Here is a 22,123-nt window from a genome sequence, read left to right on the forward strand (position 1 = left end):
CGGCCCAGCGATAACGCCGATGTTATGCGGTGTTATCTGCGTGGCGATTGCCACAATCGCGCGCGATACACAGATGTTAGTTACCTTAACATGAAAGGACTTACATCAATGTATCGCGCGGCTTTCCTGCCTGCACTTACAACCGCTGCCCTGATTGCGCTGCCCTTTGTCGGGATGGCCGGATCAGCGATGGCCGACACCGTCATCCCCATATCAGAGGCCAAGCGCGGCATGATGGTGACGGTCGCCGGCACGGTCGAGCAGATTACCGATGAGGATGAATTCATCCTATCGGACCCCAGCGACAGTATTCGCGTTTATGTCGGGCCAAACTGGGTGCCCGCCGATGTGGGCGAGGCCGTGACGGTGCACGGCTTTATCGACAATGACCTGCTGCGCGAGCTTTATGCCCGCACGATCACCGTGGCCAATGGCGAGATTGTCACCTTCGAGCGCATTTACGAGTAACACGAACGGGTCAGCCGCCTGCGGTAGCTGGCCCGCACCAATTGGGTGGCGTAGCCCTTAGCTGGCAGCGACCTTTCGCGCGGACATGGCGTCGGCGAAGCGTTCGAACAGGTAGAAGCTGTCTTGCGGGCCGGGGCTGGCTTCTGGGTGGTGCTGAACGGAAAACACCGGCTTGCCTTGCAAACGAATGCCGCAATTCGACCCGTCAAAGAGCGAGATATGGGTTTCCTCGACACCTTCGGGCAAGGTCTGGCTATCCACGGCAAACCCGTGGTTCATCGAGGTGATCTCGACCTTGCCAGTTGTGTGATCCTTGACCGGATGGTTCGCGCCGTGATGCCCATGGCTCATCTTGATGGTGCGCGCGCCAAGCGCCAGCGCCAGCATCTGGTGGCCAAGGCAGATGCCGAACACGGGCAGATCGGCTTTCAGCACGTCGCGGATCATCGGGACGGCATAGTCGCCCGTTGCAGCAGGGTCGCCCGGCCCGTTGGACAGGAACACCCCATCCGGGTTCAAAGCCAGCACATCTTGGGCGGTGGCCGTCGCAGGCAGCACGGTCACATCGCAGCCGGCAGATGCCAGACAGCGCAGGATGTTGCGTTTCGCGCCGTAGTCGATGGCGACAACCTTGTGCTGCGGGTCTGTCTGGCGGGTATAGCCCTCGGGCCAGGCCCACCGCATTTCATCCCAACGGTAGGATTGCGCGCAAGTCACCTCGCGCGCCAGATCAAGGCCGACAAGCCCTTTCCATGCGCGCGCTTTGGCGACCAGAGCTTCCAGATCGAACACACCATCGGGATTGTGCGCGAGCGCAACATGTGGCGCGCCTTGCAGGCGGATCGCGCGGGTCAGGCGGCGGGTATCCACACCGCCCATGCAGATGCGCCCGCGCCGTTCCAGCCACGCAACCAGATTTTCCTGTGCCCGCCAGTTGGATGGCGATGTCGGGTCCCATTTTACCACCATCCCGGCGGCGACGGGATCGGCGGTTTCGTCATCTTCTGCCGTCACGCCGGTATTGCCGATATGCGGGAAGGTAAAGGTCACGATCTGTCCGGCATAGGACGGGTCCGTCATGATCTCCTGATAGCCGGTCATCGCGGTGTTGAAACACAGTTCCGCCACCGTCTCGCCGGTCGCGCCGAACCCGTGCCCGTAAAAAATGGTGCCATCGGCGAGTGCAAGGCATGCGGTGGGTTTGAGTGGCTGGGCACACATTGCGACACGACTCCGGGCTGGTCTGAATTTGGCGCAACCTATTGACCGGGACGGAAAGAATCAAGCGAAACCGGCCAAGGGCGGAAATCTTGCTATGCTATTGTTTTATGATGTTTTAATACCCGTTGCCGCCGCCACGCCGTGCGCCTAGTATGCCAGCCTTAGCACCGCTTACCACAGGAAGGGACCGCGCATGTCCATGCGGGACAAGATTACGACCGCGCTGAAAACCGCGATGAAAACGCGCGACACCGACCGCCTTGCCGCGTTGCGGTTGATAAATGCGGCGATCAAGGACCGTGATATCGCCGCGCGCGGCGAGGGCGGGGCCGAGATTTCGGACGCGGAAATCATCACCGTGCTGACCCGTATGGTCAAGCAACGCCGCGAATCGGCCCGCGCCTATGAAGAAGCCGCACGGCTGGATCTGGCAGAGAAGGAAGCCGCCGAAATTTCGGTGATCGAGGATTTCCTGCCCCGCCAGATGAGCGAAGATGAAATCGAGGCTGCCGTCGCCGCCGTCGTGGCAGAGACCGGCGCCGCCAGTGTGCGTGATATCGGCAAGGTCATGGGCCTCTTGAAAACCCGCCATGCCGGAGAGATGGATTTCGCCAAGGCAGGCGCCGCGGTGAAAGCACGGCTGGGCTGAGATGGCCGCAGAGATGGCCCCTTTGCTGCACCATCCGTCGCATCGCGCAGCACTTGCTGCCGACGCGCGGGCGCTGCTGGCTTTTCACCGCACAAGCCTGTCGGCCGATGGCGGGTTTGTCCCGTTGGGCGTGGACGGAACCCGCCACCACGGCGCGGCGCAAGAACTGCATGCCACCACGCGCATGGTGCACGCCTATGCGCTGGGGCAGGCTTGGGGCGCGCCTGATTGCGCGCCGCTGATAGATGCCGGAATGCGCGCGCTTTGGAACTGGCACCGCGACCCTGACCATGGTGGCTACATTTGGGCCGTGCAGGGGCCGCGCGTGTCTGACAGCCGCAAGCTGGCTTACGGGCATGTCTTTGTGCTGCTGGCCGCCAGCAGTGCGACAGAGGTCGACCATGAAGATGCGCCGCACCTGCTGGCCGACATTACCACGGTGATCGAGCGCCTTTTCTGGGACGAGGATGCGGGCCGCCTGCGCGAGGAATTCGCGCGCGACTGGCAGCCCTTGTCGCACTATCGCGGTATGAACGCCAATATGCACGGGGTAGAGGCGTTTCTGGCCGCATATGAGGCCACCGGGCAGGAACAATGGCTTGACCGTGCGGGCCGTATCCTTGGCTTTTTTACCGGCGATATGGCGCAGGCCCACGGCCACCGCATTCCCGAACACTACACCGAAAGCTGGCAGGTCGATCCCGAGTTTCAAGGCGATCCGGTGTTTCGCCCGCCCGGCACCACGCCCGGCCATTCGCTCGAATTCGCCCGCCTGCTGTTGCAGCATTGGGATCTGACAGGGCGCGCGGATGCAACCGCCCTGCCCCGCGCCCGTGCACTGATCGAGACGGCATTGGCGGATGCGTGGCAATCGGGCGGCGGCTTGGCCTATACGCTTGCAACAGATGGCGCGGTGGATCGTGACATTCGGCTGTGGTGGCCCGTGGCAGAAGGTTTGGGCGCCTTGGCCATGCTGCAAAAGATTGAACCGCGCCCACAAGACATGGCGTGGTATGCCCGCCTGCACGATTTCGCGCGCGCCCATTTCACGGATGCGCGCCATGGCGGCTGGTTTCCCGAACTTGGGCCAGACGGGCTGCCCGCAGAAACCCTCTTTTCCGGCAAGCCCGACATTTACCACGCGCTTCAGGCCGATCTGCTGGCGCTGGTGCCGGGGGTGTCACGGGTGTTTGACGGGCTGCGTGGCCTGAACAATGCCGCGCAGGACACGCATTAGTGTCGCGCGCGGGCCATTTCCCGCCGATCGCCGCGTCAGGCCCCCTTTACCGCCTGCCCTGCCCCGCCCTATAAGGCGCGAAAGAATCCGGCCGTCCTGACCCCATATCTTGGGGTGTCCCGGCGCAAACACGGAAATATCAGCATGAACCCTTTCGCCAGCCTGTTCACATCCGACATGGCCATCGACCTCGGCACAGCGAATACGCTGGTCTATGTCAAAGGGCGCGGGATCATCCTGAATGAACCGTCGGTGGTCGCCTATCACATCAAGGACGGGCGCAAGGCGGTTCTGGCCGTGGGCGAGGACGCTAAGCTGATGTTGGGGCGCACCCCCGGCAGCATTGAAGCGATTCGGCCCATGCGCGACGGTGTGATTGCGGATTTCGACGTGGCCGAGGAGATGATAAAGCACTTCATCCGCAAGGTGCATCGCAACACGCTGTTTTCCAAACCCAAGGTCATTGTCTGCGTGCCCTATGGCGCGACCCCCGTGGAAAAACGCGCAATCCGTCAGTCGGTTCTGTCGGCGGGCGCACGGCGCGCGGGTCTCATCTCGGAGCCCATTGCGGCGGCTATCGGCGCGGGCATGCCGATCACCGACCCGACGGGCAGCATGGTGGTCGATATCGGCGGCGGCACGACTGAAGTGGCGGTGCTGTCGCTTGGCGACATCGTTTACGCGCGCTCTGTCCGCGTGGGTGGCGACCGGATGGACGAGGCCATCGTCAACTTCCTACGCCGCAACCAGAACCTGCTAATCGGGGATGCAACGGCGGAAAAGATCAAATGTTCCATCGGAACCGCGCGGATGCCCGATGATGGGCGCGGCAAATCCATGCTGGTGCGCGGGCGCGACTTGCTGAACGGCGTGCCCAAGGAAACCGAAATCACACAGGCCCAAGTGGCCGAGGCGCTGTCGGAAACCGTGACCACCATGTGCGAAGCGGTGATGATCGCGCTGGAAACCACCCCGCCTGACCTGGCCGCGGATATCGTGGACCGGGGCGTCATGCTGACCGGCGGCGGCGCGCTGCTGGGCGAGCTGGATCTGGCCCTGCGCGAACAGACCGGCTTGAGCATTTCGGTCGCGGATGAGGCGCTGAACTGCGTGGCAATCGGCACCGGCAAAGCCTTAGAATATGAAAAACAACTGCGCCACGCAATTGATTATGAAAGCTGACAGGTAGGGCTTGGCCTTGGCCAGCGAACGCCAGACAGATACGGATTATGTCCGCCCGCTGCGGCGCATCGTGGTCGGTGTGTTGGCCGTTGTGCTATTGTTGGTGTTTCTGGTCTGGCGGATCGACAGCCCACGGGTGGAACGCTTCCGTATGGCGGTGATCGACCGCGTTGTGCCATCGTTTGATTGGGCGTTGGCGCCGGTCACACAAGTGACCGCGCTGGCCGATGATTTCCGGTCTTATGCCCGCATCATGGAACAGAACCAGCAACTTCGCCGCGAATTGCAGCAAATGCGCGCGTGGCGCGAGGCCGCGTTGCAACTGGAACAGCGCAATGCCGAATTGCTCGACCTCAATCAGGTGCGGCTTGACCCGCAACTGACGCATGTGACCGGCGTGGTCATGGCCGATAGCGGTTCGCCGTTTCGCAATTCGGTGCTGCTGAATGTCGGCGCGCGCGATGGCGTGGTCGATGGCTGGGCGGTGATGGACGGGTTGGGCCTTGCGGGCCGTATTTCGGGTGTGGGCAATCGCACGGCGCGGGTTGTCCTGCTGACCGACAGCGCCAGCCGCGTGCCCGTGGTGGTACAACCCTCGGGCCAGCGCGCCATGCTTTCAGGCGATAACAGTGCCTTTCCGCTGCTGGATTTTGTCGAAGACCCCGACGATCTGCGCCCCGGCGACCGCGTGGTCAGTTCCGACGATGGCGGTGTCTTTCCGGCCGGGTTGCTGGTGGGCGAAGTCGTGATGTCACGCGACCGCCGCCTGCGTGTGCGGCTGGCGGCCGATTACGGAAGGCTCGAATTTCTGCGGGTGCTGCGCTCACGCCCGATGGAGCAGATCACCTCTACCGGCGATCTGGTTCTTCCGCAGCCCGAAGGCCCCGATCCCGCGCCAGAGGCTGCGGCGGATCGGGCATCGGGCTCGGAGACAGAGTCCGGACCGGACACACTACCCGATCAAACCGCCGACGGCCCCGCCCCCCGTGCCATCCCGGCCATGCCAGGGATCGTGGCGCCGAATACTGCGCCTCCGTTGGCCCCCGTTCCCGATGCGGCGCTGACAGATGGCTGAACGCAGTCTGTCGGGACGCTTGTGGTTTGCCGCGCTGTTTCTTGGGATCGGGGCACTGATCTGGCTGTTTCGTCTGCTGCCGCTGGAGGGTCTTGGCGATCCAAGCCTTGCCCCCGGCGAGACCGGCCTGACGCTGGCGCGCTGGCCCGCGCCCGATATCATGCTGGCACTGACACTGGCATGGGTGGTGCGCCGCCCCGACCTTTTGCCAGCGCCGGTAATCGTGGCGTATTTCTTTATCGAAGATATTCTGATGATGCGACCGCCCGGTCTTTGGGCGTTGATCATGCTGGGCGCGACCGAATTCCTGCGCCGCCGCAATCCGACGTTGCGGGGGCTTGTTTTCTGGCTGGAATTCGCGCTTGTCTCGGCAATGATGCTGGGCATGTTCCTGCTGAACCGCATGGTGCTCGGAATTGTGATGGTGCCGCAGGCACCGCTCGGCTTGAGCCTTGCGCAATTTGTCGGCACTGTGGGGGTGTATCCGGTCATGGTGGCCTGCCTGCATTTCGGTCTGGGCCTGCGCAAACCGGCAACCGGCGAGGTTGATGATCTGGGGCAGAAATTGTGAAACGCTCTGACCGCGAAAAGGAACTCAGCCGCCGCATGATAACGCGGCGTGCCTTGGGCTTGGGCGCGCTCCAGCTTGCTGTAACCGGCACGCTGCTCTGGCGGCTGCGCGACATGCAGTTGGAACAGGCCGACGCGTTTCGCCTGCTGGCAGAGGAAAACCGCATCAACCTGCGCCTGTTGCCGCCGACCCGCGGGCTGATCCATGACCGCAACGGGGTTTTGCTGGCGGGCAACGAGCAGAATTACCGTGTGGTCATGACCCGTGACGATGCGGGCGATATCGACCTTGTGCTGGCGCGGCTGTCGCGCCTGATCGCGCTGGACGATGCCGCGATTGCCCGCGCCCGCGAGGATATGTTGCGCAACCGTCCCTTTGTGCCCGTGACCGTCGCAGAGCGGTTGAGCTGGGAAGAAATCAGCCGTGTCGCCACCAATGCGCCTGCCCTTCCCGGTGTCACACCCGAAATGGGCCTGTCGCGGCTTTACCCGCTGAAAGCCGATTTTGCGCATGTTGTGGGATATGTCGGGCCGGTGTCAGAGCGTGACTTGCAGCGCGAGGAAACGCCTGACCCCGTATTGATGATCCCGCGCTTTCAGATCGGCAAGAGCGGGGTCGAGCGCGAGGCCGAAAGCCTGTTGCGCGGCAAGGCCGGGTCGCAGCGGGTCGAGGTGAACTCTGTCGGCCGTGTCATGCGAGAGTTGGACCGGGTCGAGGGAGAGCCGGGCGAGAACCTGCACCTGACGATTGATGCGCGTTTGCAGAATTACGCGCTGGAACGGCTGGCCGGCCAAAGTGCTGCCGCTGTCGTCATCGACATCCCCACCGGCGATGTGCTGGCCGCCGCATCCGCCCCAAGCTATGATGCGAACCTGTTCGTACGCGGCATTTCCAGCAAGGATTACAACGGCCTACTGGAAAACGACTATCGCCCACTGGTGAATAAATGCGTCCAAGGCATGTATCCGCCGGGATCGACCTTCAAGATGGTGACGGCGCTGGCCGCGCTAGAAGCCGCCGAGACCGACGGGCTGGAGCGCGTGTTTTGTCCCGGTCATATGGATGTGTCCGGCAACCGCTTTCACTGCTGGAAGCGCAGCGGACATGGCCGGGTCGATCTGGAAACCGCGCTGGCCGAAAGCTGCGACGTCTATTTCTACGAGATGTCGCAGCGCTGCGGGATCGACCGGATAAATGCCATGTCCGAGCGTCTTGGCCTGGGTATTCGCTATGACCTGCCGATGACCTCTGTCGCATCGGGCCTGAACCCGTCGCGCGAGTGGAAAAAGCGTGCCCGCGACGCCGACTGGCGTATCGGCGACACGGTCAATGTGTCTATCGGGCAGGGCTATGTGCTGACCACGCCCCTGCAACTGGCCGTGATGACCGCGCGGCTGGCCAGCAATCGCGCGGTGCTGCCGCGTCTGCTGCGCGACCCGCTGGAACGAGCCGTGCCACAGGCCACCAGCCTTGATCTGCGCCCCGAATGGCTGGCGATGATCCGTCGTGGCATGTCGAATGTGGTCAATGACCGGCGCGGGACGGCCTATTCCTCGCGCGTGGTAGACCCGACCATGGTGATGGCAGGCAAGACGGGCACCAGCCAAGTGTTCCGGATTACCCAAGCCGAGCGCGATTCCGGCATCCGCCGGCAAGAAGACCTGCCTTGGAACCGTCGCAACCATGCGCTGTTCGTCAATTACGCACCGCTCGACAACCCGCAGGTCGCCGTGGCCGTGATCGTGGAGCATGGCGGCGGTGGGTCCAGTGCCGCAGCCCCCATCGGGCGCGACATTCTGCTGGCGGCACTGAACGAGGGGCGGCCGCCGCTTGCAGCCTACCCGACCTCTCAGCGCAACCGCATCAGCGCAGAGCAAGACCTGCTGGAAGAACGGTTGCGCGATCTGGGATCCTACCGGGTCAGCCGCGCATGAGCTATCTGGAATACAACACCTCGCGCATGCCCAAGGGGCTGGCAAAGGTGCTGCACCTGAACTGGGCGCTCGTGGTGCTGCTGATCGCGGTGGCCTGCTACGGCTTTGTCATGCTCTATTCCGTCGCGGGTGGCAGCGCGCAACCGTGGATGGAGCCGCAATTGCAGCGCTTCGTTGCCGGGCTGGGTGTGATGTTCCTCGTCGCCATGGTCCCGATCTGGTTCTGGCGCTCGGTCGCGGGCTTGGGCTACGCACTCTCGACCGTGCTGTTGCTGGGGGTAGAGTTTTTCGGCGCCGTCGGCATGGGCGCGCAACGCTGGCTGGAAATCGGGCCCTTGCGGCTGCAACCCTCCGAACTGGCCAAGATCACCACCATCATGGCGCTGGCCGCGTTCTACGACTGGGCCGACATCAAGAAAATCTCGCGCCCCGTCTTTGTGCTGGTGGCGGCGGTGATCGTGCTTTTTCCGGTGTTTCTGGTGGTGCGCCAGCCCGATCTGGGCACGTCTTTGCTGATCGCAGCGGCGGGTGGCGCGGTGATTTTCGCGGCAGGCGTGCATTGGGGCTATTTCGCAGGCGTTATCGGGTCCGTTGCGGGGCTGGTTGTGGCGGTGTTCACGTCACGCGGGACCGATTGGCAATTGTTGCAAGACTACCAATACCGCCGGATCGACGCCTTTCTGGACCCCACGCTGGACCCGCTGGGCGCGGGCTACCACATCAACCAAGCCATGATCGCGCTGGGGTCTGGCGGCTGGTCGGGGCGCGGGTTCATGGAAGGAACGCAATCGCGGCTGAACTTCCTGCCCGAAAAGCACACCGACTTCATTTTCACCACGCTGGCAGAGGAATTCGGCTTTATCGGTGCGGGATCGCTTCTGGTGCTGTATGTGATGATTATCGGGTTTTGCCTGCTGACCGTCCTGCGGTCCTCCAACCGGTTTGCCGCGCTTCTGACGGTCGGGGTTACGGCCAATTTCTTTCTGTATTTCGCGGTCAACACCGCGATGGTCATGGGGCTGGCCCCCGTTGTGGGCGTGCCCCTGCCGCTGATCAGCTATGGCGGCTCTGCGATGATGGTGTTGATGGTCGGCTTTGGCCTGTTGCAATCGGCACATATCCATCGCCCAAGGCTGCCGACATGAGCCTGACAGCACTCTTTGCCGCAGGTGACGGGGTGTTCGCTGAGTATGACGCGCCTTTGCGCGCCGCGTTTGCGCGGGCCGGGCTGGATGTGACGGTGGTCACACAAGCCGCGCCCGACACCGTGGATTACATCATCTACACCCCGTCCAGCCCGTTGCAGGATTTCGCGCCCTTCACACGCTGCAAGGCCGTGCTGAGCCTGTGGGCGGGGGTGGAGCGTATCGTCGGCAACCCGACGCTGACGCAGCCGCTTGCCCGCATGGTCGACCCAAGCCTGACGCAAGGCATGATCGAATATGTCACCGGCCATGTGCTACGCTACCACCTTGCGCTGGACCGGCCCGCGACCGAATGGGTGCCTGTGGTGCCGCCCTTGGCGCAGGATCGCAAGGTCGGGTTCCTGGGCCTGGGTGCTTTGGGGCGCGCCTGCGCGGTGGCACAAGCGGCCATCGGGTTCGATGTCGCCGGCTGGTCGCGTACCCCCCGAGAGGTGGCAGGCGTGCAGTGCCATAGCGGCGCGGACGGGTTGGCGGCGGTGCTGGAACGCTCTGACATCCTTGTCACGCTCTTGCCCGATACGCCCGCGACCACGAATATCCTGAACGCCACCACGCTGGCGCAAATGCCGCGCGGTGCCTATGTCATCAATCCTGGGCGGGGCACGCTGATTGACGATGCGGCCCTGCTGTCGGCGCTCGATCAAGGGCAGATTGCCGCCGCCACGCTGGACGTCTTTCGCACAGAGCCCCTGCCCGCAGACCATGCCTATTGGCACCACCCGCGCGTGACCGTGACGCCGCATATCGCAGCCGCCACGCGGGCCGAAACCGCATCGGACGTGATCGCCGCCAACATCGCGCGGGTGCAGGCAGGACAGGGCTTGCTGCACGAAGTGTCGCGCGCGGCTGGGTATTAGGCCCGACATTCAAGGAATCGTAACGCGCGTGCGCTAAGCTGTCGCTATCGCGCGGGGTGGTGTTCTGCGCTATTGTCCTGCCATGAAAGCGCGCCGCCATATGCGACAGCCCTCGCAGCCTTTGCCAGAGCATCTGCGCCCGCTGCCGCCTGAACGCGGCGGCGGCGGCGCTTGGCTGTGGCAGGTGCCGGTCGCCGTGGCGCTGACACTGGGCCTGCTTTATCTGGCGTCGGGGCGCATCGACCATTGTGCGGCGGATGGCAGGTTTTGCCCACCGACCGATGAGCTTGCCGAATCCCAGTCCCCCTTGGTCGCATCCGCGCCCCCCGAGGCGCAAGCCCCCGCCATGCCAGAGCGGCCTGTGATGAGCCTTGCATTCGCCCCGTTGCCGTTAAGCATGGGGGACGGACCGCCCGCCCAAGGCTACAGCCTGCCCCCCGGTATGACAGTGCAGGACGCCGCTACAAGCCCGCGCGCCATCGCGCTGGACGAAATGAACCTGATTGCCGTTGTCGAAGCCGACGGGCACCGTCACGCGCTGGTGCGACTGCCCGACGGGCGCATTCTGCGCGTGCGCGAAGGCGACCGGCTGGACGGCGGCACAGTTGCCGCCATCGGTGCAGACACGCTCTACATGCTGCGCGCCAATAACACCCCGCACGCGCTGGTGCTGGGGGGCTAGCCGGCGCAGGGCAAGCGTCTTGGACGGCGGCGCGCGCCCTAACCCTCGCCGCCCGCAACAGTCAGCCCCAGCATCCGCCAGCCCTGCATGCCCCAGCGGTAATAGGCAATCTTCTCAACCGGATAGCCCGCGTCGATAATGCGCCGGATGGCAGCAGGCGATTGCCCGCACCATGGGCCGTTGCAGAACATCACAAGGTCCGGCACCACATCCGCGTCGCAGATAAAGCCCTCGAAATCGGGCTCGCAGCCCAGTTCGTGCAACTCATCCGCCATCTCTGTATAGGGCATGTTGACCGCACCGGGTATCGTGCCCGTCTGCCAGTCAGGGCGCACGCGCCCATCAACGACCAAAGTGTTTTCGTCCTGCAACGCGGCCAGCACATCCAATTCGCCCACCGTGCGGACACCCTCGGCAGGGCTCATCGGCTGGACGCAAAATTCGGGACAGGGGCGCGCGATGCGGGCAAATTCGCCCTCGATTACGGCGCTTTCATCCTGCTCGCGCGTAATCACGACAGGGCCGGACGGGGTTGTCACCGTCACACTGGCCATATCGGGGGTAATATTCACGCCTTCGGCCAGCGCGGGCGCGGCCAACAGGGCGGCAAAAGCGGTCATTGTGGCGATGCGGGTCATGGTCTCTCCTCGGGTCTTCGATAAATGCAGCCTAGCGCAGAACCAAAGCCGCGCAACACCCGGATTCGGGGCATGCACAGCGCTTGACACCGCAAGCCCGCTGCCGCATAGAGCGGCTTCCGTTCGGGCATTCGGCCCGCGCGGATATTCGGCTATGCCCCTCAGCGGGCACGCAGCCCGACGGCACCAAACGCCTGCGCCATGTCGCAGGGGCCACAGGGCGCGGCAGAAAGACAAAGGAATGACCGATATGTTCGCGGTCCTGAAAACAGGTGGCAAGCAATACCGGGTGCAGGCGGGTGACGTTCTGCGCGTGGAACGCATTGCTGCACAAGCTGGTGAAAAAGTCCAGTTCAACGAGATTCTGATGGTCGGCGGCGACAGCCCCGTCATCGGCACCCCCACCGTGGACGGTGCGGGCGTGCAGGCCGAAGTGATCGACCAGATCAAGGCCGATAAGGTTATCCACTATGTCAAGCGCCGCCGCAAGCACAGTTCGCAGCGCACCAAGGGCCACCGCCAGAAACTGACGCTGCTGCGTGTCACCGACATTCTGGCCTCTGGCGCGGATGCATCGGGCGTGCAAGCGGCCGTCGGCACCGGCTCTGTGTCTGGCTTCGCGATCGAGGCGGCTGCCCCTGCGGCCAAGCCCGCTGCCAAGAAGAAAGCGGCACCCAAAGCCGCAGCAAAAGCAGACGCTGCGCCCGCCGAGGCTCCAGCTGATTCGGTTGACGCCACCAAGCCCTCCAACCTGCTGACCGAAGCGCGCGACGGCAAGGCCGACGATCTGAAAAAGATCTCTGGCGTCGGTCCCAAGCTGGAAGGGCTGCTGCACGAAAACGGCGTGTTCCATTTCGACCAGATCGCCGCTTGGGGTCCGTCCGAGATTGCCTATATGGATGACCGTCTGTCGTTCAAAGGCCGGATCGAGCGTGATGGCTGGATCGACCAGGCCAAGCAATTCGCATCTGAACAGGAGTAACACCTCATGGCACACAAAAAAGCAGGCGGTTCCTCCCGCAACGGTCGCGACTCTGCCGGACGCCGCCTTGGCGTCAAACTCTATGGCGGTCAGCACGCGATCCCCGGCAATATTATCGTGCGTCAGCGCGGCACCAAGCACTTCGCCGGTGAGGGCGTCGGCATGGGCCGCGACCATACGCTGTTTGCGCTGACCGAAGGGCGCGTGTCTTTCAGCAAGGGTCTGAAAGGGCGCAGCTTTGTATCGGTCCTGCCAATGGCGGATGCTGCCGAATAAGCCGAACTGTAACATTTCGCATGTACATCAGGGTCGGCAGAAATGCCGGCCCTGTTTCGTTTTCGCGCGCCATGACGATTGGAGGAGCAAGCGTCGGGCGCTGAAACCGCGAAAGCACCGGGTGAGGGCCCGATTGGAGGACGTAATGACATTGGACACCACAGTGACCACCGGTCAGCCGGTCTTGACCGGCGCGCGGCTTGTTCTGCGCCCGTTGCAGCCATCGGACGAGGGGCTGCTGGAGTTCTACACCCGCGACGCGCGTGTGGCCGAGGGCACACGGTCCATCCCGCATCCGTTGCCACCGGGGGCGACGGCGCAATTCATCGCGCGCGCGACATCGGCCGAGCGCGCAGAGGATGTCTGGGTCATGGACGGCGCTGGCCATGACAAGGCGTCGGTTCTGGGGCTGGTCTCGCTCAAACCGCTGGACAGGCAACAAAGCCAGATCGGCTACTGGGTCGCGCCCGCCTTCTGGAACGCGGGTTATGCGTCTGAAGCGGTCGCCACCCTCATAAAGGCTAACCCGCACAAGGCCCGGACCCTGTTTGCAGAGGTATTCCAGGACAACACCGCATCGGCCCATGTGCTGACCAACGCAAGCTTTGACTATCTGGGCGATGCCGAGGCCTATTCGGTGGCCCGCCGCGCAACCGTTCCAACATGGACGTATATCCGGCGGATGTAGTGCCTATGAAAAAGCCCGGCAGAAAATGCCGGGCTTTTTCATGTCAGCAATGCTCGGTCTTAGCGCGGCGCGATCATCATGATCATTTGCCGCCCTTCCATCTTGGGCATGTTCTCGACCTTGCCGATCTCTTCAACATCGGCGGCCACACGGTGCAGCAGGTCCGACCCAAGGTTCTGGTGCGCCATCTCGCGCCCGCGGAAGCGCAATGTGACTTTCACCTTGTCGCCACCTTCCAGAAACCGCATCACGTTGCGCATTTTGACATCGTAATCATGCGTATCGGTGTTGGGGCGGAATTTGACTTCCTTGATCTCGATGATGTGCTGCTTCTTGCGGGCCTCAGCCTCGCGCTTTTGCTGCTCATACTTGAACTTGCCGAAATCCATGATCTTGCAGACCGGCGGGGTCGCGTTGGGCGAAATTTCGACCAGATCAAGTCCGGCCTCTTCGGCCAGCATCATGGCTTGAGACGGTTTTACCACGCCCAGATTTTCCCCTTCCGCGCCGATCAGGCGTATTTCCGGCGCACGAATGCGGTCATTTACGCGGGGTCCGGTATCGCGGGGGGGCGGGGCATTGTGCGGTCTGCGGGCTATGGCTGAATTCCTTGTCAGTGGCTGTTACGTCGCGCGCAATCTAAGGGCAGGACATGCGTGTTTCAAGCGCGAATTGGCCCGGCTATCACGATGGTTTATGCTGCACCCGCTTTGCAAGGTCGCAAATATCTGGCATACGCGCGCCAGTAGTAACAAGGTTTGAGAGGACCGTGACATGAACAAGATGGTTTTGACATTGATCGCCATTGCCGTTGCCGCTGTTGGCATCTGGCTGGGCGTTCAGTCGCGCACACCGACAGAGGTGACTGCGCCGATCGAGGCCCCCGCTGAAGAGGCCGTCGAGACGACCGAAGCCCCTGACGCCGACGTGGACGCGATGGAAGAGGCCATGTCAGAGGCCGAAACCGCCGTTGAAGAGGCCACCGACGCTGCGGAGAGCGCTGTCGACGAGGCCGTGACCGCCGCCGAGACCGCTGTCGAGGATGCGACCAACGCAGCGCAAGACGCAATGAACGACGCCGCCGAGGGCGCAGAGAACATGGTCAACGACATGATGGGCGCGGGCGACGAGGCCGCAACCGATGCCGCGGACATGGCCGAGGATGCCGCAGACGCGACCACCGACGCCGCGACCGATGCCGTTGATGCGACCGAAGATATGGCCGAGGATGCCGCAGACGCAACGACAGATGCCGCAACTGACGCGGTCGATGCGACCGAGGATATGGCCGATGATGCGGCAGAGGTGACAACAGACGCTGTCGATGCGACCGCCGACATGGCTGATGATGCGGCAGAGGCAACGACCGACGCAGCAACTGACGCCGCCGATATGGCAGAAGATGCCGCAGAAGCGACAACTGATGCAGCAACAGACGCTGTCGATGCAACCGCCGACATGGCCGATGATGCGGCAGAGGCGACAACCGACGCTGCAACAGACGCTGGCGATGCAACCGCCGACATGGCTGATGATGCGGCAGAGGCAACTACCGAGACGCCTGCCGACGGTAGCGATGCGGCAGAAGAAATCCTCGAAGAGGGCGAAGGCGCGACCACGGAATAAGCAGCGGCCCGCTATTGCGGTCAGAGCGGCCGCGCTGCACTATCCGATAGACAAAATAAAACCCCCGGCACGTTCGCGCGTGCCGGGGGTTTCGCGTTGCGACCGATCAGCACAAGCTGTCAGCGTCGCAAAAACGCGTCACCGAAGCCCATGGCCTTCACCGTTGACAGCGCGCCATGCGCGGCACCAGCGCTGGCGAATGGGCCGACCGTGACCACGTTCAGCCCGCGCGAGCGATAGGTTCCAGCCGCCAAGCCGCGCGCGTTCAGACGGGCCACAAGCCGCTGCGCATTGCCCGGAACGGCGAAACTACCCACCTGAATGCGGGCACCATGCCCTGCCGATGCGCGCGGGGTATGGGCGACCTGTTGCGGTGGACTGTTCACATATTCGTCCAGAAACAGCGACGGGCTGGTCACGCAGCGCACCATCTTGCGGCCCAATTCGGTGTCAACCAACTGGCCATAAGGCGCACTGCCGGGGCAGGATGGGTGACGCCCCGACGCGTCTGCGTGTTGCAGGCGGGGTTTGGACGCGGCGCGCCGGACCTGTTGGCGGGGCGCGACACTGGATACCGTCTGTTCCTTGCCCAGATAGCTGGGCGCAGGGCGGCGTACAGGGTCGTCAACCGCGCCAACCACCTCGATCCGGCCACGCGCGGGCTCGGCGGCGGCCGCAGGCTCTGGCGCATTGGCGTCGGCCACGTCCTGCTCCGACGACATGGGTTCCATATCATCGTCCGCGCCGGTTGCATCCGCCTGATCCGTCATGCCAGCGTCCGGGTTTTGCGCTGGTTGCGATGCCGCGAAATCCGTCGGTGTCTGGTCGCAGATCGGGTTGCGATCGGGACCGTAGCGCGGCACCCATGTCACCTCGCCACCAAAGGTGGAGCGCAGAAACGCACAGCCCGCGCTATCGGTGAATTCGCGCCCTTCAAACCCGGCGGGTGGCAGGTTGGCCGGGTCCAGCCCGTTGGTCTGCGCCAGAGCGCCCTGTGCCATCCCCAATGACAGCGCGGCCATGCTTGCGGCCTTCAAAAATTTATTCATCGTAACCCCCCGGTTATCTGGCACAAGTTTGCCGCTGCAAGCCTTGGAAAGTAAAGCCGATTCGCCCCTGCCCCGCTTAAACTGTGCCGAAAATGCGGTCGCCCGCATCGCCCAGGCCTGGCACGATATAGCCTTTTTCGTTCAAATGGCTGTCAAGCGAGGCTGTGACGATCCGAACATCGGGGTGATGTTCGGCCATCACCGCAACCCCCTCGGGCGCGGCCAGCAGGCATATGAAACAGATGTGCGCAGCGCCCGCGCGTTTCAGAAGGTCAATCGCGGCGGCGGCGGAATGGCCGGTGGCCAGCATCGGGTCGACGGCGATGGTAAAACGGCCCGGCATGTCCTTGGGCAGCTTGTTGTAATATTCGATCGGGCGCAGCGTTTCCTCGTCACGGTAAAGCCCGACAAAGCCGACTTTCGCGGTCGGCACCACATCCAGAACACCGTCCAGCAAGCCATTGCCCGCGCGCAGGATCGACACCACGGCCGGGTCGGGGCCGGCCAGCATTGGCGCATCCATCGCCGTAAGCGGCGTGTCGATGCGCTGCGTGGCGATTGGCAGATCGCGCGTGGCCTCGTAGCTCAGCAATAGGGCGATTTCGCGCAGCAGGCGGCGAAATTCGGGGCTGGGCGTGCGATTGTCGCGCATCAGGCTCAGCTTGTGCTGCACAAGCGGATGGTCGATCACGGTCAGGTCGGGATGGGTCATGCCGCCTCCAGTCTTTTGGCAAGGGTGTCGCGGGTGACGGCGTCGCAAAACGCCGCACGCAGGGCCGTCTGCGCCAGCGTGTCAAATTCGGGTTGATCCCAGCCAAAGCTGCGGTGCAACCCCGCGTATTCCGCACTCATATCGGTATGAAAGAACGGCGGATCATCGGTCGAGACGGTCAACGCCACACCCGCGGCGCGCAACCGCTCGACAGGGTGATCGCGCAGGCTGCGATAGACGCCAAGCGCGATATTGGAGCCGGGGCACACCTCCAGCACCGTGCCGCGTTCGGCCAGATCCTCGACCAGCGCCGGGTCTTCGATGGCGCGCACACCGTGGCCGATGCGGCTCACGCGCAAGTGCTTTAGCGCCGCGCGCAGCTCGTCCGGCCCGCGCCATTCGCCTGCATGCGCAGTCAGGCCCAGCCCGGCCTCGCGTGCTGCATCAAAACTATAGATGAAATCCGCCAGTTCGCCCGCATTCTCGTCACCCGCAATACCGAAGCCCGTGATGAAATCGCCCGCTGTTTCCTGCGCGCAAGCCGCGACCCTGCGCGCTTGCTCTGGCCCGAAATGGCGAATGCAGGTGATGCAGCCGCGCAGGGTGATGCCCATTTGCGCCTCGGCTGTTGCCCCAGCGGTCTGGATCGCCGCCAGATAGTCGCGCCACGCCGACAGATCGCCGCCGCCGCAGAAATCGGGCGACAGGAACGCCTCGGAGTAGATCACGCCATGGGCCGCCGATTGCTCCAGAACCGCCAGCGTCAGGTCGTGAAAATCCTGCGGAGTGGTCAGCACGGTGCACGCGGCCTCGTAGACGCGTAGGAAATCCACGAAGCCGGTGTATTTATACGCGCCCTGCTCATCGAAAATGCCCGACAGGTCCACGCCTTTGCGTTTGGCCAAGGCGCGGATAAAGGCAGGCGGCGCGGCCCCTTCCAGATGCAGGTGCAATTCCAGCTTGGGGGTTTTGGCGAAATCAACGCTCATGTCAGAAAGCTCCGTCCCGGCCCTTGGGCAGGCACGCCCAAGTGATGCGCGACACTTGCCGCGACATCGACAAAACCGCAATGCCCGATTTCACCTGCACCCAGACCCGCCACCAGCACCGGCACCCGTTCGCGGGTGTGGTCCGATCCGGGGGCGGTCGGGTCATTGCCGTGGTCCGCCGTGATGACCAGCATGTCGCCCGCGCGCATCCGCGCCAGCACCTGCCCGATCACGCCATCGACCCGTTCCAGCGCACGCGCATAGCCCGCCACATCGCGCGGGTGGCCATATAGGCTGTCGAACTCGACAAGGTTGCAAAGGGTCAGCGCGCCGTCTTCGGCCACATCCACCAGCCGCAGCAGATGGTCGCACAGCGCCGCGTCATCCGGTCCCTTGTGACTATGGCTGATTCCGCGACCCGAAAAGATATCGGAAATCTTGCCAATGCCATGCACCATGCGGCCCGCGTCCGACACCCAGTCGCACAAGGTGGGCGCAGGCGGGGCGATGGCGTAGTCGCGCCGGTTATATGTGCGGCGAAAGCCGTCCTTTTCGCTGCCCACAAACGGACGGGCGATCACCCGGCCCACGCGCATATCATGCAAAACAGGTGCCAGATCGGCGCAGAGCCGTTGCAGGCGGTCCAGACCGAACGCGTCTTCATGCGCGGCAATCTGGAACACACTGTCGGCGGATGTGTAGCAGATGGGCCAGCCCGTGCGCAGATGCTCTGCCCCGAACTGGTCGATAATCGCAATCCCGCCGGCGTGGCAATTGCCCAAGATGCCGTCGGTTCCGGCCAGTTCGCAGACCTTCGCTGTCAGCTCATCGGGAAAGGCGGGGGTTTGGCGGGGGAAATATGTCCAGTCCCACGGCACCGGCACGCCCGCCAGTTCCCAATGCCCCGACGGCGTATCCTTGCCCCGGGAGATTTCGGTCGCAGCCCCCCACAGCCCTGTCGGCGCGGCACCCAACCCCGGCGCATCCATCCCAGAGGCCAGCTTGATCGCAGCCCCCAGCCCAAGGCCGTCCAGCACCGGCACGCGCAAAGGCCCGGAGCGTCCGCGCTCTGCCCGCCCCTCTGCACACGCCTGCGCGATATGGCCCAGCGTATTCGCGCCGGTATCACCAAACTCCGCCGCGTCGGGCGCACCCCCGCAGCCCACGGAATCGAGCACAAGCACGAAAGCGCGGGGCATTACCCGCGCTCCATATGATCCGCGCCAAAGGCTCCGGGCAGAAGCGCGGCAACAGTGGTGTCCAGCCGCGCGCCGTTCATCGACAGCAGCGTGACCGGCACGTCACCTGCCGCAAATTCCGCGATCTTCTGACGGCAACCGCCACAAGGCGGCACCGGCGTTGGGCTATCCGCAATGACAACGAGTTCCTTGATCTGACGCGCGCCGCCCGCGATCATGGCGGCAATCGCACCCGCCTCGGCGCAGGTGCCTTCGGGGTACGCGACATTTTCCACGTTGCAGCCGACGAAAACCGCGCCCGTATCCGCGCGCAATGCCGCCCCGACCTTGAAGTTGGAATACGGCACATAGGCCATTTCGCGCACATCGCGCGCCGCATCTTCCAGTGACATCATTCACCCCTGTTTTGACCCCAAGTTTGCGCTGCACTGCAAGACGATGCAAGCCTTGGCCATTGCGATCTTCAAGACTTGGGCACAACAGCTAAAGCCCGACAATGGCTTGCAGCGATCCGGCATTTGTTTAAGGGTAAACCAAATTTCGGCAGGAGGGACAGATGACCGAGCAGACCCATGATGACAATCGCCACCCTGCCCTGTTGTATCATGAATACCCACGTCCGGGGAAACTGGAGATCCGCGCGACGAAGCCTTTGGCCAATGGGTATGACCTGTCGCGCGCCTATTCGCCCGGCGTGGCCGAAGCCTGTATGGAGATCAAGGCAAACCCCGACACCGCCGCCCGCTACACAACGCGCGGCAACCTTGTGGCGGTTGTCACCAACGGCACGGCGGTTCTGGGCTTGGGCAATATCGGGGCGCTCGCGTCAAAACCCGTGATGGAAGGCAAGGCCGTCCTGTTCAAGAAATTCGCCAATATCGACTGTTTCGACATTGAACTGAACGAACCCGACCCGGTCAAACTGGCAGAGATCGTCTGCGCGATGGAACCGACATTCGGTGCCATCAACCTAGAAGATATCAAAGCTCCCGATTGCTTTATTGTGGAAAAAATCTGCCGTGAGCGGATGGGCATTCCGGTGTTCCATGACGACCAGCACGGCACGGCGATCGTAGTAGGTGCTGCGGCGACCAATGCGTTGCGCGTGGCGGGAAAGCGGTTCGAGGATATCAAGATTGTCAGCACCGGCGGGGGCGCGGCGGGAATTGCCTGTCTGAACATGCTGCTGAAGCTGGGGGTGCAACGTGAAAACGTGTTCCTGTGCGACATTCACGGGCTGGTTCATGCGGGCCGTGAGGTGGATATGAACCCGCAAAAAGCCGCCTTCGCGCAAGCAACCGACGCGCGCAATCTGGATGACGTGATCGACGGGGCCGACCTGTTTCTGGGCCTGTCCGGCCCCGGCGCGCTAACGGTCGAGCATGTCGCCCGCATGGCCAAACGACCGATTATCTTTGCACTGGCCAACCCAACGCCAGAGATTTTGCCCGATCAAGTCCGCGAGATCGCACCCGATGCGATCATCGCCACGGGCCGCTCGGATTTTCCCAATCAGGTCAATAACGTGCTGTGCTTTCCCTTCATCTTTCGCGGCGCGCTGGACGTGGGCGCAACGGAGATCAACGACGCCATGCAGATCGGCTGTGTCGAAGGGATCGCGGCGCTGGCGCGCGCGACCACCAGCGCCGAAGCCGCCGCCGCCTACAAAGGCGAGCAACTGAGTTTCGGCGCGGATTACCTGATCCCCAAGCCGTTCGACCCGCGCCTGATGGGTATTGTCGCCAGTTCGGTGGCGCGCGCGGCGATGGACTCTGGCGTGGCGAAACGCCCCATGGCCGACCTGGATGCCTACAAGGCGGGGCTGGATGCGTCGGTCTTCCGGTCCGCCATGATCATGCGCCCGGTGTTCGAGGCCGCGCGCGCCGCCTCGCGCCGGATTGTCTTTGCCGAGGGCGAGGATGAACGCGTATTGCGCGCCGCCAGCGCCATGCTCGAAGAAACCACCGAAGTCCCGATCCTGATCGGGCGGCCAGAGGTGATCGCCAGCCGTCTGGAACGCGCGGGGCTGTCCATTCAGCCGGGACGTGATTTCGAACTGGTCAACCCGCAGGATGACCCGCGCTACCGCGATTATTGGCGCAGCTATCACCAGATCATGCAGCGGCGCGGCGTGACCCCCGATCTGGCGCGCGCGATTCTGCGCACCAACACCACCGCGATTGGCGCGATCATGGTGCATCGGGGCGATGCCGACAGCCTGATCTGCGGCACGTTCGGGCAATATCTGTGGCACCTGAACTATATTACCCAAATTCTGGGCACGCCCGAACGGCACCCTGTGGGCGCGCTGTCTTTGCTGATCCAGCAAGAAGGCAACCTGTTCGTCGCCGACACGCAGGTCCACCCCAACCCGACCCCAGAGCAGATTGTCGAAACGACCATCGCCGCCGCGCGCCATGTGCGCCGCTTTGGTCTGGACCCGAAAATCGCGCTGTGTTCGCATAGCCAATTCGGCAATCTGGACACGCCATCAGGCCGCAATATGCGCGGCGCGCTGGAAATTCTGGACCAGATGGGGCTGGATTTCGATTACGAGGGCGAGATGCATGTCGATGCCGCGCTGGATACCGATCTGCGCGCACGGCTTTTGCCCGACGCGCGGTTCAGCGGGCCGGCCAATGTGCTGATCTTTGCCAATACCGATGCCGCGAGCGGGGTGCGCAACATTCTGAAAACCCGCGCCGATGCGCTGGAAGTGGGGCCGACCCTGATGGGGATGGGCAACACCGCGCATATCGTGACCTCGTCGATCACGGCGCGAGGGCTGCTGAACATGGCAGCACTGGCAGGCACGCCGGTGGCGCAATACGGGTAGGGGCAAGCTGCGTCTGCATCGGCAGGCCGAGAGACGGCCCTTCGATG

At 63.4% G+C, this 22,123-nt stretch carries 23 protein-coding genes; 15 read left to right on the forward strand and 8 right to left on the reverse strand.

Annotated features, from left to right (window positions below):
- The first annotated feature begins 108 nt into the window (after positions 1-108).
- Positions 109-468, forward strand: coding sequence for a hypothetical protein (locus tag ROE7235_RS05915; RefSeq protein ID WP_245963890.1), 360 nt, complete (start codon positions 109-111; stop codon positions 466-468).
- Between the two features lie 57 nt (positions 469-525).
- On the opposite strand, the gene carA is transcribed toward ROE7235_RS05915, so the two are convergent.
- On the reverse strand, positions 526-1,689 hold the full coding sequence (carA, locus tag ROE7235_RS05920) for a glutamine-hydrolyzing carbamoyl-phosphate synthase small subunit (protein ID WP_121093743.1): 1,164 nt from the start codon (positions 1,687-1,689) through the stop codon (positions 526-528).
- Positions 1,690-1,882: 193 nt separating this feature from the next.
- Between carA and ROE7235_RS05925 the strand changes: the two genes are divergently transcribed.
- The 9 genes from ROE7235_RS05925 (at position 1,883) to ROE7235_RS05965 (ending at position 11,081) form a co-directional block, all read left to right on the forward strand.
- Positions 1,883-2,338, forward strand: coding sequence for a GatB/YqeY domain-containing protein (locus ROE7235_RS05925; protein ID WP_121093744.1), 456 nt, complete (start codon positions 1,883-1,885; stop codon positions 2,336-2,338).
- A 1-nt stretch (position 2,339) separates the two neighbouring features.
- Complete coding sequence (locus ROE7235_RS05930; RefSeq protein ID WP_121093745.1) at positions 2,340-3,575, forward strand: AGE family epimerase/isomerase; 1,236 nt, start codon at positions 2,340-2,342, stop codon at positions 3,573-3,575.
- Positions 3,576-3,719: 144 nt separating this feature from the next.
- Positions 3,720-4,757 (forward strand): rod shape-determining protein, encoded by a 1,038-nt coding sequence (locus tag ROE7235_RS05935; RefSeq protein ID WP_121093746.1) that lies wholly within the window; start codon positions 3,720-3,722, stop codon positions 4,755-4,757.
- A 16-nt stretch (positions 4,758-4,773) separates the two neighbouring features.
- Entirely contained in the window at positions 4,774-5,832 is a 1,059-nt protein-coding gene (mreC, locus tag ROE7235_RS05940; protein ID WP_121093786.1) for a rod shape-determining protein MreC, read from the forward strand.
- A complete protein-coding gene (locus tag ROE7235_RS05945; protein WP_121093747.1) occupies positions 5,825-6,403 on the forward strand; it encodes a rod shape-determining protein MreD in 579 nt (192 codons plus the stop codon). The genes mreC and ROE7235_RS05945 overlap by 8 nt, the downstream gene beginning before the upstream one ends.
- Positions 6,400-8,337 (forward strand): penicillin-binding protein 2, encoded by a 1,938-nt coding sequence (gene mrdA / locus ROE7235_RS05950; protein WP_121093748.1) that lies wholly within the window; start codon positions 6,400-6,402, stop codon positions 8,335-8,337. The genes ROE7235_RS05945 and mrdA overlap by 4 nt, the downstream gene beginning before the upstream one ends.
- Complete coding sequence (rodA, locus tag ROE7235_RS05955) at positions 8,334-9,482, forward strand: rod shape-determining protein RodA (protein WP_121093749.1); 1,149 nt, start codon at positions 8,334-8,336, stop codon at positions 9,480-9,482. Before mrdA ends, rodA begins: the two co-directional genes overlap by 4 nt.
- Positions 9,479-10,399: a 2-hydroxyacid dehydrogenase gene (locus ROE7235_RS05960; protein WP_121093750.1), complete on the forward strand. Its 921-nt coding sequence runs from the start codon at positions 9,479-9,481 to the stop codon at positions 10,397-10,399. The genes rodA and ROE7235_RS05960 overlap by 4 nt, the downstream gene beginning before the upstream one ends.
- Before the next feature lie 100 nt (positions 10,400-10,499).
- Complete coding sequence (locus ROE7235_RS05965; RefSeq protein ID WP_147434172.1) at positions 10,500-11,081, forward strand: hypothetical protein; 582 nt, start codon at positions 10,500-10,502, stop codon at positions 11,079-11,081.
- Between the two features lie 38 nt (positions 11,082-11,119).
- Here the strand turns inward: ROE7235_RS05965 and ROE7235_RS05970 are convergent, their stop codons facing one another.
- A complete protein-coding gene (locus ROE7235_RS05970; protein ID WP_121093752.1) occupies positions 11,120-11,719 on the reverse strand; it encodes a rhodanese-like domain-containing protein in 600 nt (199 codons plus the stop codon).
- Positions 11,720-11,969: 250 nt separating this feature from the next.
- Here ROE7235_RS05970 and ROE7235_RS05975 point away from each other — a divergent pair, with 250 nt between their 5' ends.
- The 3 genes from ROE7235_RS05975 to ROE7235_RS05985 all read left to right on the forward strand — a co-directional run bounded on the left by ROE7235_RS05975 (position 11,970) and on the right by ROE7235_RS05985 (position 13,665).
- On the forward strand, positions 11,970-12,701 hold the full coding sequence (locus ROE7235_RS05975; protein WP_121093787.1) for a 50S ribosomal protein L21: 732 nt from the start codon (positions 11,970-11,972) through the stop codon (positions 12,699-12,701).
- 6 nt (positions 12,702-12,707) lie between these two features.
- Entirely contained in the window at positions 12,708-12,977 is a 270-nt protein-coding gene (rpmA, locus tag ROE7235_RS05980; RefSeq protein ID WP_121093753.1) for a 50S ribosomal protein L27, read from the forward strand.
- Between the two features lie 145 nt (positions 12,978-13,122).
- Positions 13,123-13,665 (forward strand): GNAT family N-acetyltransferase, encoded by a 543-nt coding sequence (locus tag ROE7235_RS05985; RefSeq protein ID WP_121093754.1) that lies wholly within the window; start codon positions 13,123-13,125, stop codon positions 13,663-13,665.
- Positions 13,666-13,724: 59 nt separating this feature from the next.
- Here the strand turns inward: ROE7235_RS05985 and infC are convergent, their stop codons facing one another.
- Positions 13,725-14,282: a translation initiation factor IF-3 gene (infC, locus tag ROE7235_RS05990; RefSeq protein ID WP_306418853.1), complete on the reverse strand. Its 558-nt coding sequence runs from the start codon at positions 14,280-14,282 to the stop codon at positions 13,725-13,727.
- A 157-nt stretch (positions 14,283-14,439) separates the two neighbouring features.
- Between infC and ROE7235_RS05995 the strand changes: the two genes are divergently transcribed.
- A complete protein-coding gene (locus ROE7235_RS05995) occupies positions 14,440-15,291 on the forward strand; it encodes a hypothetical protein (RefSeq protein ID WP_121093756.1) in 852 nt (283 codons plus the stop codon).
- Positions 15,292-15,410: 119 nt separating this feature from the next.
- Here ROE7235_RS05995 and ROE7235_RS06000 read toward each other — a convergent pair whose 3' ends face one another.
- From ROE7235_RS06000 to ROE7235_RS06020, 5 genes are all read right to left on the reverse strand, one after another.
- Positions 15,411-16,340: an SPOR domain-containing protein gene (locus tag ROE7235_RS06000; RefSeq protein ID WP_183073342.1), complete on the reverse strand. Its 930-nt coding sequence runs from the start codon at positions 16,338-16,340 to the stop codon at positions 15,411-15,413.
- 76 nt (positions 16,341-16,416) lie between these two features.
- Complete coding sequence (gene upp / locus ROE7235_RS06005; RefSeq protein ID WP_121093758.1) at positions 16,417-17,052, reverse strand: uracil phosphoribosyltransferase; 636 nt, start codon at positions 17,050-17,052, stop codon at positions 16,417-16,419.
- Positions 17,049-18,041 carry an adenosine deaminase gene (locus ROE7235_RS06010; RefSeq protein ID WP_121093759.1) on the reverse strand — a complete coding sequence of 331 codons (993 nt, stop codon included), beginning with the start codon at positions 18,039-18,041 and terminating at the stop codon, positions 17,049-17,051. The genes upp and ROE7235_RS06010 overlap by 4 nt, the downstream gene beginning before the upstream one ends.
- Positions 18,038-19,240, reverse strand: coding sequence for a phosphopentomutase (locus ROE7235_RS06015; RefSeq protein ID WP_121093760.1), 1,203 nt, complete (start codon positions 19,238-19,240; stop codon positions 18,038-18,040). The genes ROE7235_RS06010 and ROE7235_RS06015 overlap by 4 nt, the downstream gene beginning before the upstream one ends.
- Positions 19,240-19,632 carry a cytidine deaminase gene (locus ROE7235_RS06020; protein ID WP_121093788.1) on the reverse strand — a complete coding sequence of 131 codons (393 nt, stop codon included), beginning with the start codon at positions 19,630-19,632 and terminating at the stop codon, positions 19,240-19,242. Before ROE7235_RS06020 ends, ROE7235_RS06015 begins: the two co-directional genes overlap by 1 nt.
- 164 nt (positions 19,633-19,796) lie before the next feature.
- Here ROE7235_RS06020 and ROE7235_RS06025 point away from each other — a divergent pair, with 164 nt between their 5' ends.
- Positions 19,797-22,076: an NADP-dependent malic enzyme gene (locus tag ROE7235_RS06025; protein WP_121093761.1), complete on the forward strand. Its 2,280-nt coding sequence runs from the start codon at positions 19,797-19,799 to the stop codon at positions 22,074-22,076.
- The last annotated feature ends 47 nt before the right edge of the window (positions 22,077-22,123 follow it).

It is taken from the genome of Roseinatronobacter ekhonensis (assembly GCF_900499075.1).
Classification (GTDB): Bacteria; Pseudomonadota; Alphaproteobacteria; order Rhodobacterales; family Rhodobacteraceae; genus Roseinatronobacter; species Roseinatronobacter ekhonensis.